11 protein-coding genes are annotated in these 13100 nt (G+C 68.0%); 8 read left to right on the forward strand and 3 right to left on the reverse strand.

Annotated features, from left to right (window positions below; genetic code table 11):
• Positions 1 to 137: 137 nt before the first annotated feature.
• The 5 genes from L6Q96_22115 to L6Q96_22135 all read left to right on the forward strand — a co-directional run bounded on the left by L6Q96_22115 (position 138) and on the right by L6Q96_22135 (position 4300).
• Entirely contained in the window at positions 138 to 752 is a 615-nt protein-coding gene (locus tag L6Q96_22115; protein ID MCK6557245.1) for a hypothetical protein, read from the forward strand.
• 5 nt (positions 753 to 757) lie between these two features.
• Positions 758 to 1522 carry a matrixin family metalloprotease gene (locus L6Q96_22120; protein MCK6557246.1) on the forward strand — a complete coding sequence of 255 codons (765 nt, stop codon included), beginning with the start codon at positions 758 to 760 and terminating at the stop codon, positions 1520 to 1522.
• Between the two features lie 81 nt (positions 1523 to 1603).
• Positions 1604 to 3022 carry a M20/M25/M40 family metallo-hydrolase gene (locus L6Q96_22125; protein ID MCK6557247.1) on the forward strand — a complete coding sequence of 473 codons (1419 nt, stop codon included), beginning with the start codon at positions 1604 to 1606 and terminating at the stop codon, positions 3020 to 3022.
• Positions 3015 to 3329 carry a hypothetical protein gene (locus L6Q96_22130; GenBank protein MCK6557248.1) on the forward strand — a complete coding sequence of 105 codons (315 nt, stop codon included), beginning with the start codon at positions 3015 to 3017 and terminating at the stop codon, positions 3327 to 3329. The genes L6Q96_22125 and L6Q96_22130 overlap by 8 nt, the downstream gene beginning before the upstream one ends.
• Positions 3330 to 3352: 23 nt before the next feature.
• Positions 3353 to 4300 (forward strand): hypothetical protein, encoded by a 948-nt coding sequence (locus L6Q96_22135; GenBank protein ID MCK6557249.1) that lies wholly within the window; start codon positions 3353 to 3355, stop codon positions 4298 to 4300.
• Between the two features lie 85 nt (positions 4301 to 4385).
• Here the strand turns inward: L6Q96_22135 and L6Q96_22140 are convergent, their stop codons facing one another.
• On the reverse strand, positions 4386 to 6455 hold the full coding sequence (locus L6Q96_22140; protein MCK6557250.1) for a tail fiber domain-containing protein: 2070 nt from the start codon (positions 6453 to 6455) through the stop codon (positions 4386 to 4388).
• 20 nt (positions 6456 to 6475) lie between these two features.
• The gene (locus tag L6Q96_22145) at positions 6476 to 7219 is read right to left on the reverse strand and encodes a dockerin type I repeat-containing protein (GenBank protein ID MCK6557251.1); all 744 of its coding nucleotides are present in this window, start codon (positions 7217 to 7219) and stop codon (positions 6476 to 6478) included.
• Positions 7220 to 7497: 278 nt separating this feature from the next.
• Between L6Q96_22145 and L6Q96_22150 the strand changes: the two genes are divergently transcribed.
• Positions 7498 to 10245 carry an MMPL family transporter gene (locus L6Q96_22150; GenBank protein ID MCK6557252.1) on the forward strand — a complete coding sequence of 916 codons (2748 nt, stop codon included), beginning with the start codon at positions 7498 to 7500 and terminating at the stop codon, positions 10243 to 10245.
• Between the two features lie 128 nt (positions 10246 to 10373).
• Here the strand turns inward: L6Q96_22150 and L6Q96_22155 are convergent, their stop codons facing one another.
• Positions 10374 to 10637 carry a hypothetical protein gene (locus L6Q96_22155; GenBank protein MCK6557253.1) on the reverse strand — a complete coding sequence of 88 codons (264 nt, stop codon included), beginning with the start codon at positions 10635 to 10637 and terminating at the stop codon, positions 10374 to 10376.
• Between the two features lie 168 nt (positions 10638 to 10805).
• On the opposite strand from L6Q96_22155, the gene L6Q96_22160 reads away from it, so the two are divergent.
• Both L6Q96_22160 and L6Q96_22165 read left to right on the forward strand, forming a co-directional pair.
• Positions 10806 to 12047, forward strand: coding sequence for a hypothetical protein (locus L6Q96_22160; GenBank protein ID MCK6557254.1), 1242 nt, complete (start codon positions 10806 to 10808; stop codon positions 12045 to 12047).
• Positions 12044 to 12895: a pantothenate kinase gene (locus L6Q96_22165; GenBank protein MCK6557255.1), complete on the forward strand. Its 852-nt coding sequence runs from the start codon at positions 12044 to 12046 to the stop codon at positions 12893 to 12895. The genes L6Q96_22160 and L6Q96_22165 overlap by 4 nt, the downstream gene beginning before the upstream one ends.
• Positions 12896 to 13100: the final 205 nt, after the last annotated feature.

Raw genomic sequence — 13100 nt, forward strand, 5'->3', positions numbered from 1 at the left:
TGCAGGACGGCCACCCACGCGGTTTTCGCTGCCCCTTGCCCCAGGCTGCCGAGCATCCGTTAGCGCCGGATCGTGGCGATCGCCCGCAACTCCTTCTCGCCAGGCAGCGGCCGGTCTGCTAGCGTCGGAGCCATCCTATGAATCGCCGCCGCGATCAGGCCCTTCGAGCCGCTCGTGCTGTCGCACTGGCGCTGTTTCTGGGCACGCCCTCGGCGCCGTCTGCCGCCCACGCCCTGGTGGTAATAAAGCGGGATTTCCCCGAACTCGTGGCGCACGCCGAACAGGTCGTCATCGGCACGGCAGTGGACGTGCGCGAGAGTACCGACGAACGCGGGGTACCCTACACTTTCGTGACCTTCGACGATCTGTCGGTCTTGAAGGGCGACGTGGGCCCAACCCTCACGCTGCGCTTTTACGGCGGCCGCGCCGGCCGCTTCGCCACTCAGGTTCCCGACCTGCCCGAGTTCACCCCCGGCGATCGCGCCGTGTTGTTCGTCCGCGGCAACGGTCACGACATCTGCCCGCTGGTCGGCGTCTGGCAGGGCCGCTTCCAGGTTCGCTACGACGCCGGCATCGACGCCGAGATCGTCGCCGACAGCAACGGACATTCCGTGGTCGAGATCAGCCAGGGACGGGTTCGCATCGCCTCCGGGGGCGATCGAGCGGCATCTCTTCCCATGACCCTCGACCAGTTCCGTCAGGCCGTGGCGAACGAGCTGGCGGCACCCAGCAGCCCGGCAGGGACGGAGTGAGCGCCATGCGACCCTGGCCCGCCGTCGGCGTCGCGTTGGCGCTCCTCCTGTGGTCCGGCCAGCCGGCGTTCGGTTTCGCCTGTCTCAAGACGAGTAGCGGCGCATGCCAGCACTGGGAGCAGCAAACGACCACGCTCCGGTCGTTGCTCGGTTCGGCCGGCGGAGTGCTGATCAACGGCACCACGACGTGGGACCAGAACGCTTTCAACGCGGCCAACGACTGGAACTCCATCGGCTCCAACTTCCGTTACTCCTTCGAGTTCGGCGGCTCTCAACCGCCGCTCTGTCTGTGCCCCAACCCGGGCTCCAGCGGCGTGACGCCGGTCTTGTTCGCCAGCGAACCGTGCAGCGGCGGCGGCTTCGGGGATATCGTCGCGGAGACGGTTAACTGCTTCTTGATCGAGTCCGGAGCGCTGAGCAGCTCGGCGGTGTTCGTGAACTCGAGCATATCGTGGAACGCTTACGACGGCGCCTTGCGGCTGCCGGTGTACGACCTCCGAAGGGTGGTACTGCACGAGTTCGGGCATGTGCTCGGATTGGCTCACCCCGATGCCGCGGGCCAGGAAGTGGTGGCGCTGATGAACAGCCGGGTGAGCAATCTCGACCGTTTGCAGACCGACGACATCAACGGCGCCTTCAGCCTCTACCCGACCGGCCCCTCGTCCAACGGCAGCAATACGGGTTGTCAGCTCGGGCCCGCACCGGCGTTGCCGTGGATGTGGGCATCGGTTGCCGCCGCCGCCGGGCTGCTGTGCCGCCGACTGCGGTAGAAACAGGCCGCGGGCCTGATGTTGCCGGTCGAGGACGGCGGCAACCACGTGCGTGGCACCCATCGGGGAAGACCTGACGCGATGCGGAACCCAATGAAGTCGATGGCCGCAAACCAGTCCGGGTGGCGTATTCGGGCCGCGCTCGCAACCGCGCTCCTGTTGCTGGCGCTGCCGGCGCGCGCGGTCGACTTCGACTGGGATGCCGTCGAACGAGAGGCGACCGACCTGCTCGGCGCCTACCTGAAGATCGACACCAGCAATCCGCCGGGCAACGAGACCGCCGCAGCGCGCTTTCTCGCCGATCGGTTCCGGGCCGCCGGCATCGAAGCCGAAGTTTTCGAGGCCGCACCGGGTCGCGGGTCGGTGCTCGCCCGTCTGCCCGGCACCGGTCTGGGGCGGCCGATCGTGCTCCTCAATCACCTCGACGTCGTCCCGGCCAAAGCCGGCGAATGGCAGGTTCCGCCGTTCGCGGGTACGGTCCGCGACGGCTACGTGTACGGTCGCGGCGCGCTCGACTGCAAAGGCTTCGCCACGGTCGAGGCCATGACGATGCTGCTCCTCAAGCGGCACGGCGTCCGCCTCGGACGCGACGTGATCTTTCTGGGCACGGCCGACGAGGAAACCGGGGGACAGCTTGGGGCGGGATGGTTCGTCGCCACGCATGCCTCCGCGTTGCGCGACGCCGAATTCGTTCTCAACGAAGGCGCGCATATCGCCTTGCGACCCAACGGAGGGCGGGTGTACGAGGTCGCGGTGTCCGAGAAGACCCCGTGCTGGTTGCGCCTGACCGCGAAGGGGCCCGCCGGGCACGCCTCGGCACCGCCCGCGCAGACGGCAGTGACGCGCCTGCTGCGGGCGCTGAGCCGCGTCGGCAGTTATGCAGCCCCGCTGGACGTCGACCCGGCCGTGCAGGCGTATTACGCGGCTATCGCACCGTATGCGGACCCGCCCCGTGCGCCCCTGTATCGGGATGTACGCGCCGCCCTCGCCGATCCGCAGCAGCGCGACGCCTTTCTGGCCGACCCGTACGACGCGGCACTGGTGCGCAACACCATCACGCCCACGGTGCTGGCCGGAAGTACGAAGACGAACGTCATCCCGCAGACGGCCAGTGCGGACCTCGATTGCCGCCTGCTGCCCAGCCAGGACCCGCAGAAGTTCGTCGCCACGCTGACCGAGGTCGTCGCCGACCCCGAGATTGCCATCGACGTGCTGCTCAATTTTCCGCCGTCGTCGTCGCCGCCGGCCGGAGCCCTCTACGACGCGATCGCGGTGCTCGCCGAGGACAACCGAGCACCGATCGCGCCGCGCGTGCTGCGCGGATTCACCGACAGCCACTATTTCCGCGCGCAGGGAATCGCCAGCTACGGGTTCATGCCGTTCGAACTGTCCCGCGACGACGAGCAACGGATGCACGGCGTCGACGAACGGCTCTCGGTTGCCAACCTGCGCCAGGGTATTCGACGCCTGCTGGCCGTGCTACAGACGATTCATGACTGAACCGCTCGACGCGGAGCCTCATCGACGGCCGCGCACCCACGGCTTTGCGCGCACGTTCACCCTCCGCGGTCCGCTGGCGCCGCTTCTCGGCCTGCTCGTGCTGGCGCCGGCCCTCCTCGCCGTGCTGTCGCTGGCCGCCCTGCTGGTCGGGGGTGGAGCGCTGGCGGCACTGCTGCTCCCGCCCCTGTTGCGGCACCGCAACCGGCAGCGGCAGGCGATGCCGCGCGGCGAGGCTGACTGCATCGAACTCGATCGGGAACAGTACCGCCGGGTGGACTCGCCCGGCACACCCACGCCGCGCCCGTGACGGCGCCACGGACGGAGGCCGCCATGTCGGTTAAGCCGAGCGACGAGTACATGCACCACAACACCGGAGAAGCCAACTTCAACGAGAGCATGTACTTCAACTTCTACGACCGGGCCGAACGTTTCGGCGGGTTCGTACGCGTGGGCAACCGTGCCAACGAAGGTTACGCCGAGGTCACCATCGCGCTCTACCAACCCGACGGGACCGCCCTGTTCAACTACCAGCGCCCGCCGATCGCCGACAACTCCGCCTTTGCCGCTGGCGGCACGCGCTTTGACGTCATCGAACCCTTCAAACACCTGCGCGTGCAGTACGACGCCACGGCCGTCTACCTCGAACGGCCGCGCGACCTCGAGCATCCGAAGCGTGCCTTCACGAGCAACCCGCATCTGCCCGTGCAACTCTGCCTCGACTACACCGGACTGAGCCCGATGTACGGCGGCGAGACCGAGCACGAAATTCCGGGTATGGAGTTCGCCAAGGGCCACTACGAGCAACACGTCAAGGCCAGTGGCCACGTCATCATCGACGGCCGCCGGGTAGCGGTGCAGGGCCTCGGCTTGCGCGACCATTCGTGGGGGCCGCGATCGTGGCAGTCGCCCCAGTACTATCGCTGGCTGACGTGCGAGTTCGATGAGGGCTTTGGCTTCATGGGTTCGCTGATCGCGTTGCAGAACGGCGTCGAGCTGCGATCGGGTTTCGTCTTCAAGGACGGCGAGAACCACCTCGTCGACACCTGTACGATCGACACCGCATGGACCGGCGACGGCCACTACCACGACGGCATAACGGCCCGCCTGCACACGGCAACAGCCGGCGTCTTCGAAATCCAGGGCAAGGTGCTCACGATGCTGCCGCTACGTAACCGGCGCGACGGCAAGGTAACGCGCATCAGCGAAGGCATGACCGAGTGGCGCTGCGGGACCCACGTCGGCTACGGGCTGTCGGAATACCTCGATCAGGTGGAGTGAACCCTGTGAAGTGACGGCCGCGCGGCGGCGCTGTGCGGCCAGGGCCGTTCGCATCCGAACTCGGCATTCGCGCCCGGCCTATTCCTCATCGTCGCTGCGATTCGAGTGCTCCGATGCGCGCCGCCAGGGCCGCGTTGGCGGCGCGCAACTCGTCGAGTCGATCGGCTTGTTCCCGAACCAGGGCGTGCAGGCCCTGAATCGCCGCGAGTGCCACGCCGTCGGCGTCCAGCGTGTCGATGCTGGTGTCGTTGCGGCCGACTCCGAACGCGGCGTGGAACTCCTGCGCCATCGGGCCGATGTGCGGCACCGGCGGGTCCTCGGCCTTGTAGCTCCAGCGTTCGACGCGTAGCGACGCGACACGGTCGAGTACGGCACGACTATCGACGGGCGCGAAACCGGTCTTGGCGGCTCGGTCACTCGGCGAGGAGCACTGCCACCCGGCCGTGCTGGTGAGCCGACAGTGTTGGCCCGCGGTCCCGAGATAGAAGTAATAGCCCCCCGACGCGAGGGCATTGAAGGAGTTGGCTCCCTGGGACAGGGCGAACCCGCTCCCGTCGCTCCACACGAAGGCGCCGTCGTGGGTCGCCCACGCCAGGCGGCCGGCGGCCATGCTGCCGGCGCCGTTGGCGAGGTTCCCGGCGCCGCCGGCGATGGTCGCGTGCGGCCCGCCGGCAAGATTGAGCGTGCCGCCGGCGACGGTCGCGTACTCGCCCCCGGCGGTATTGCCGCCCCCGCCGCCCACCGTCGCCCCGCGCGCCGAGGCGGCGTTGCTGCCGCCGCCGCCGACGGTCGCCGCGTTGGCGTTTGCGTCGTCGGAATCGCTGCTGCCGGCGCGGTTGTTGCCCCCGCCGGCAACCGTGCCGTAGCGGTCGAACACCCGGTTTCCCGTGGCCGGGTCGGCAACCGTCTCCGGACCACCGCCGCCGACGGTGCCGTAGGGGGCCATGGCGAAGTTGAAGCTGCCGCCGGCGACCGTGGCGTACTCATCGGCGGTGTTCTGATAACCGCCGCTCACCACCCCGTAATTGCGATTCACGGCGTTGCCGGTGCCGCCGCCGATCGTGGATCCGGTGGCGATCGCCAGATTGTTCGTCCCGCCACCTACCGTAACGTAGCGGGCGTCGGTCGGGTCGCCGTTATCCGTTCCCGCCAGGTTGCCGGCACCCCCACCCACCACACCGAAGTCGTCGCCAACCGTATTAGGTCGCGCCGGATCCATGCCCGCGGCCGGCGCGCCGCCGCCGGCGATCACCGCCCCAACCGTTCCGGCGGCTGCCGTGTTGCCAGACCATCCGCCGACCAGGCCCGGGATCACACCCGGTTGCAGGCGTAGCGCCCGCGCGTTGTCGACCCGCATCTCGACCGCATGGTTGCCCGCAGTGCCCAGCACCGCGTCGCCGCTCAAGCCGGTGTTGCCCCCGAGCCGCCAGTAGTCCTGATCGTGGCGATGATCGCCGGCAGCGACCGTGCCAGTCGAAGTGCCAAAGGCGACCTCTATCGTGCCGCTCGTCGAGATCGTCCCACCCGCGAGTCCCGCGCCGGCGGTCACCGCCGTCACCGTACCGGGCGTGAAGCCGAGGTGATACGGCTGCACCGAACTGGCGCCGATCTTGTCGCCCGTTACCGCGCCGGCGGCGAGCTCGCTCGAAGTTACCGCTCCGACGGCAATGCTGGCGCTGGTCACGCTGTCGTTGGCGAGCTTGTCGCCGGTAATGCCGAGGCCGGGGATCTGGTTGCTGTCGATGCAGCCCGAACAGTTCAGGTCGCCGGCCGCCGCGGCGTGAATCGCATACGGCGCCGCCATCACCAGTTGGCGCGGCGACAGGGTCGTGTAAGCGCCGCTACCGGTCGGACAACGCACGTCGATTTCGAGGTAACGGTCGTCCCCGGCAAACCACTGGGTACCGAAGGTCAGGGCCATCGTGAACACGCCGCCCACTACCGACTGGTTACTGGCGTTCATCAAACCGAGCGGACTTCCCCCGCTGCCCTGACCGTACAGCCGGAACTGGAAGTCGCAGGCGGCGTTCACCGGGGCTCCGTCGAAGCGCAGGAAACCCTGATAGGTGAACGAGGGCTGGAAGGCGCGTGCCTCAGCGGCCCAACCGGCAGCGGCTGCGAGGCAGACGACAGCGAATAGACGGGCGTATGACATGGAAGTCGTCCTCCCTGACATCATTCGTGCGGCGCCGCCGGCGCGGCAACCGGACAGCCGTCGAGAGCGTGAATCACCGCCACCAGCAGATCATCGACGGTGACCTCCCCGTCGCCGTTTGCGTCGCCGGCCGGACACTGCCCGAGGGGCGTCAACCCGAGGGCAATGCTCGTCATCGTCACGAGGTCGTCCACGGTCACTTCGCCATCTTCGGCGCAGTCGCCCGCACAGAACTCCACGATGCGGGTCGGCGTGGGCGACGGGGTGAGGGTCCCGCTCGGCGGCGGCGCCGTCGGGCTCACCGAGGGCGCACCGGTCGGTGTGGGCGTTCGTACGGTAGCGCTCGCCGACGCGGTGACGGTCGGACTCGGGTGTGGCACCGTCGGGCTCGGCGGCGGCGGCGCCGCCGTGGGGCTCCGGGTCGCCGTATGCGTCGGACTAACCGTCACCGTGTGCGGCGGCGTGGCGGTCGAAGTAGGCGTAGGTTCGGGCACGAACGCAACCGCCGGCCAGAAGCCGCCGTAGAGGCCGAACCCGCCATTGCTCGTATAGCCGGCGTCGACCTGACCGATCGTTCCGGTGAGATCGAACTGGGCGCCGGCCAGGGTGCCGCCACCGGCGCCGATTTTCGATGGTTCGATCTCGTACTGCGCCGGAGCGGCGCGGGCGACCAGGATGACCGCCAACGCCAGCCCCAGAGCCGAGGCCCAGGCGACCGCCCGCGGCCCTCGGAGGATGCCGTCGACTCGACGCTCGTTACGCATCGAACCCTCCTCCCCGTCGCCCAGTGCGGACGTGCAACGATCGCGCCACGAAACCGTCACCCCCGGTCAGACGTCACCGGGGAGGGTAGTCCCCGGCACATTCGCAGACCTGAGAGGCAAGGCCTTACGACCGGAAGCATGGGACAAGTCGGGCCCTTTCCTTGCCCGCGGCGCGGGTCACCTGTATGCGAGGTCCTCAGCATGTATGCCGCGGCTATCAGCCCGGGTCAGGCGCACGGGAGCGGGTCACGGATGAAGACCCCGCCGGCGGAGCGAACGTGAGGCGGTTGCTCGACGTACCGTTACACTGGCCGCGCGTGACCCTGGTCGTGATGCTGGTTCTGACCGCGGTCTTCGGAGCCTTCGCCGCCCGCATCCGGGTCGACAGCTCGATCGAGAACCTGCTGCCGTCGGACGACCCGGCCAGGCTGTACTACGATCAGGTCAAGACCGTCTTCGGCGACGAGGAGATTGCCGTCATCGGCGTCTTTGCGGAGAACGTATTCACTCCGTCCACCCTGGCCAGAATCGACGCTTTGTCGAAGCGGCTCGCGCAGATCGACGGTGTGCGCGAGGTCATCAGCCCGACCACGGTCGAGGGCGTCGAACTGAACGACGGCGAGCTTACGGTCGGGCGGGTCATGCGCGAGGTACCGCAAAGCCCGGAAGCTGCCGCAGATTTCCGCCGGCGGCTGCTCGCCAATCCGCTTTACGTCAAGAACGTGGTCGCCGCCGACGGTCGCGCTGCGGGCATCTCGGTCGGCTTCGAGCCGATGAGCGACGAAGAGTACCTGCGCCGGGGCATCGACGCGGCGATCCGCGCTCTGGTCGCCGAGATGGGCGGTCCGGAGGAATGGGCGGTCACGGGCATTCCGACCATAAAGGAAAACGGCGCGCGTTTGATGGAACGCGACGTCATGGTGTTTACGCCGCTGGCGATGCTGCTGGTCATCGCCGTGCTGGTGCTGGCGTTCCGCACCTGGCGCGGTGTGGTGGTGCCGCTATCGACGATCGTCGTCGGGGTCATCTGGACCGACGGTTTGATGGTCATGCGCGGCGACGCCATCGACATGGGTACGCTCGTGCTCAATCCGTTGCTGATGGTTGTCGGCATCGCCTCGGGGATCCATCTCATCAGTCAGTACTATCTCGAAGTGCAGCCGGGGCGGACGAATCGGCAGGTGGTGGAGGCCGCGGTCGCGCACGTGCGGGCACCGATCGTCGTCGCCGCGGCAACGACTCTGATCGGCTTCGGCACGCTTGTCTTCACGCCGATCCGCGCCGTCCAGCAGTTCGGCAAGTACAGCGTTTTCGGCATTGCGGTGATCGTGCTGACGGCGTTCACGGTCGTGCCGGCGATGCTCAGTCTGTTGCGCCTGCCGACACGCATCCCGACCTTCAAGGCCGACGGGTCGGGGTGGTTGCCGCCGGTGCTGCGTGGCATCGCCGCTTTCGCGGTCCGGCACCGCCGCGGCGTTCTGGTGTGGGGGGCCGCCGCGATCGCGCTCTGCATCTGGGGCATCGGCCGCGTCCGGGTCGAGACGGATTACCTGGAGTTCTTCGATCCGGCGGGACCGATCCGCACCGCGAACGCGCGCGTGGGCGAGGGCCTGGCCGGCACGCAGCCGATCTACATCGTTGTCGACGGCGAGGGCGCGGCGTCGGTGACGCGTATCGACACGCTGCGCGCGATGCGCGACTTGCAGGAGTTCGTCGACCGGCAGGCGGGAGTCGACAAGACCATGTCGTTACTGGACTACCTGGCACTGCTCCGCGGGGTACTACAGGCGGAGGCCCCCCCCGGCATACCGGAGACGCAGAGCGAGGTCGATCAGCTCATGTTGCTGGTGGATCCGGCAACCGTCGCCGCAGTGGTCAATCGCGACGCCTCTCGGGCGAACATCATCGTTCGCACGCAGTTATCCGGCTCGACCGAAGTCGGCGCCTTTGTCGATGCCGTCCAGCGGTTCGCCGACCAGCGCTTCCCGGGCAGTGTCCGCGTGCGTCCGACGGGAACCGTGGTGCTGCTCAGTCAATCGGCGGATGCGCTCGCGTGGGGTCAGGTCACGGGGTTGTGGCAGGAGCTGGCGGTCCTGCTCGCCCTGCTGTCGTTCATGTTCCTGTCGTTGCGGGTCGGCTTGCTGGCGCTGATTCCGAACGTGTTCCCGACGGTGGTCTTGTTCGGAATCATGGGCTGGTCGGGAATCAGCCTCAACATCTCGACCAGCATGATCGCGGCGATCGCCATCGGCATCGCGATAGACGACACGATTCATCTGCTCAGCGCCTTCAACGGCGAACTGCGGCGGACGGGAGATCAGGCACAGGCGGTGCTGAATGCCATGGGTTCCGTCGGGCAGGCGGCGTTCTTCATCGCTCTGGCCCTGTCGGCCGGCTTCTTCGTCGTCTGTCTGTCGAACTTCCAGCCGGTGCGGCACTTCGGGCTGCTGTCCGGCGTGACCATGGGAATCGCGCTGCTGGTGGAGTTCTTCCTGACCCCGGCACTGGTAACGACCACCAGGATCATCACGTTGTGGGATCTCCTGTTTCTCAAGCTCGGCCGGGAGCCGCAGAAAGAGATCCCGCTGTTTGCCGGATTGCGCCCGTTTCAGGCGAAAGTCGTCGTTCTCATGGGTCGGCTGGAGTCTGCCGCCCGCGGCGAGTCGATTGCGCGACGGGGCGAGCTCAGGGCCGAACTCTACGTGCTGTTGAGCGGGCAGGCGGAGGTCTGCCGCGAAGGCGCCGACAGGAGGGTTCTGCGCACTCTGGCACGCGGCGACGTGGTCGGCGAGATGGGGCTGGTGCGCGAGCGGCCGCGTTCGGCCGACGTCGTCGTCGTTGCCGACGCCGAGTATCTGGTGCTCGACAAGCGGTTCCTCTATCGGCTGCGCCGGCAGTACCCGCGCATTGCCTCGACGGTATTTCTCAATCTCACCCGCATTCTCAGCGACCGCCTCGAGACCACCACCGACGCCCTGGCGGCGTCCGCCGGTCCGACCGCGCCGGACCATCCCGCTGCACGCTGATATGTACGTCCCGCGCGGGTCGTCGGTCATTGCCGCCGTCGTTGTCGCTCGCCGAGCGGCGCACGGGGGGGGCGAGATTGCGGCCGAACGGCGGGGCGGCAACAGTCCGCACGGTCGACGAATGCCGGTCACGGCGTGGGCGTATCGGCCACTGCCCGCCACCCTCTCGCCTCCATGCACTTCAGGAACACTCCCAGTCCGGCGGCCGTCTGGACGTTGTCGCTGGTTACCCGTGCCACCGCGCTGCCGGCCTCCCCCGCGCACGCCTCCCGGGCCTTTTCCAGATCCTCGGCGCCGTCGCGGATCCGAACCCAGCTATACTTCGTTCCCGTCGTCCCCGTGCAGGCCCCCAACAGCGCCAACGCCATCACCATCGCGCGTGCTCGCATCATCGGTTTCCCACCTCGATTCGATCGGGAGATTCCGCCAATCCCACCGGCATTTCAACCCGCCAACGCACTTGGCCGCCAGCGCCGGTCGATCTCCGGAGCGTCCCCTTCCTCGGCTCCCTGGCCCTCGCTGCTAACAACCGCCGCCGCACTGTGCTACGCAGCGCCCACATGGTCGACGCTATGTCCCGCGCAGCGCTGCCCGCCTCGTCCTTCGACGAGCAGCAGTTCTACCTCGACGAGTTTCGCGGCCGGACGCTGCTCTTTGCCATCCCCCTGGAGGAGTTCACTGCCGCGGCGTCTTACGAAAGCTTCGCCACTATCGTCCGTACTCTGCTCGGCAACGACACCCGTGTAATCGTGCTGGTCAGCTCCGAGGGTGCCGGCGACCCCGATCAACTCGCCCACCAACTGCGCCGGCGGGTCGCCGCGCACGTCTTTCGCAACGAGGTGCGCCGGCTCTTTCCGACCCGCGAACAGCGTCACGGCGCCTTTCTGCCGCTCGACCCCGCCGCCTTCGCGGCACCCGGTAGCGCCACGGCTGCGCTGGCGGCGCTATGGAACCGCCTCCGCCACGGCCCCTTTGCCGTCGGCGTCCTGGCCGCCACCGCCCGTAATGCCGCCGTCGTCTATGCCCAGCACGTCGCCAGCCGACTGCGCGTCCACAAGCTCGTCATCGTCGAGCCGGAAGGCGGCGTCGCCGGTACCGACCGCAAGCAGATCTCGTTCATGGACGAAGCCATGCTCGAAGCCCTGCTCGAAACCGGCGAGGCGGAGTGGACGGGTCTCGCGGCCCGGCGCCATACCTTCGAGGCGGCGCGCGCCGCCTTGCTCGCGGGCGTCGGTGCCGTCAACGTGTGCAGCCTCGACGGTCTCGCCCGCGAGCTGTTCACCTACTCCGGCTCGGGAACCCTGTTCACCCGCGCCGTGTACTGCACCGTGCAGCGCCTCGGCGTCGACGACTTCGAGGAAGTCGAGCGGCTCATTGCCCGGGGCCAGCGCGAGGGCCTCCTCAAGGTCCGCTCCGACGACGAGATCGCCACCCTGCTCGTCAACGGTTACGGGGCCACCATCGGTGCGCACCACCTCGCCGGGATCTGCGCGCTGGTCACCGAGCCGTACACGGCGGAATGCGCCGGCGAGCTGGCCGGGCTTTACACTATCACCCGGTTCAAGGGCGAGGGTGTGGGCGGGCGACTCGTCGCCAAAGTGCTGAATGACGCACGGGCCTCGGACCTCGCCTACCTCTTCGCCTGCACCATGGAACAACACGCCGCCGCCTTCTTCGAACGCCAGGGTTTTCGCCGAGTCGGCACCGGCGACGTGCCGGCAGCGAAGTGGAGCGGCTACGACCCCCATCGCAGGGAGCAGGTCATTGTGTTGCGTCTGGACCTGACGCAGGAGGCGACATGATCGTCGGTATCGACATCGGCGGTTCGACCACCGACGCGGTCTTCCTCGACGGCGAAACGCGCGTCGTCAGCGTCGAGGCGAACGACCCCGTGGCGGCGGCCGCCGGGGCATTCGGCAAATTGATCGGCGACCTGCGCCTGCCGCCATCGGCCATCGCCACCATCGCCGCGACGGGAGGCGGGGCCCGCCGGCTCGGCGACGAACTGCTCGGCGTGCCCGTGGTCAAGGTTCCGGAACTCACGGCCATCGGCGTCGGCGGTATAACCCTGGCCGAACAGAACGAGGCGCTGGTGGTATCGATGGGCACGGGAACCGCGATGGTGGCAGTGAAAGGCACCGATATCCGTCACGTCGGCGGAACCGGGGTGGGTGGCGGGACACTGCTGGGACTGTCGAAACACCTGCTCAATGTCGGTCAGCTCGCCACCCTGGAGGAGCTGGCGGACCACGGCGATCTGTCGCGAATAGACCTGACCGTCGGTGACGTCGCCGGCGGGCCGGTGGGCAATCTGCCAGCCGATGCGACGGCGAGCAACTTCGGCAAAGTGTCGTCGGACGCCAAGCCCGAGGACAAGGCGCGCGCGCTGGTCAATATGATCGCCGAGGTGATCGTCGTGGTCAGCGTCCTCGCGGCCCGCGCCAACCGGCTCGATTCCATCGTTCTCACCGGCAAGCTGCTGCGCGTCAGACCGTTCGTCGAGCGCATCAAGGCGACGCGTTTCCTGTTCGAGCGGCATTTCATCATTCCGCCTCATGCCGAGTATGCCACTGCCATCGGTGCCGCCCGCCGCGTCGCGGCGGGGAAAGATCCGGCACCGCCGGGGTCAACCTCGATGCCCGTCGGTTGACCTCGATCCGCAACGGGCGTTCCGGCCGGCGAGCTGTCGACTCGGATCGTTTCCGGACGGCTCGGCCAATGCGCTTTCGAGCCAGGAGCCTGTCGGAGAAAGCGGCCCATCGCCCTTCGACGTGCTCACGAGCGGAAAATGCTGTGAAATCAAGGCAGAGCCCGCTCGTGCTGAGCTTGTCGAAGCACCAGCGGGCCTTTCTCCG

Source organism: Candidatus Binatia bacterium, from assembly GCA_023150935.1.
GTDB lineage: Bacteria > Desulfobacterota > Binatia > HRBIN30 > HRBIN30 > JAKLJW01.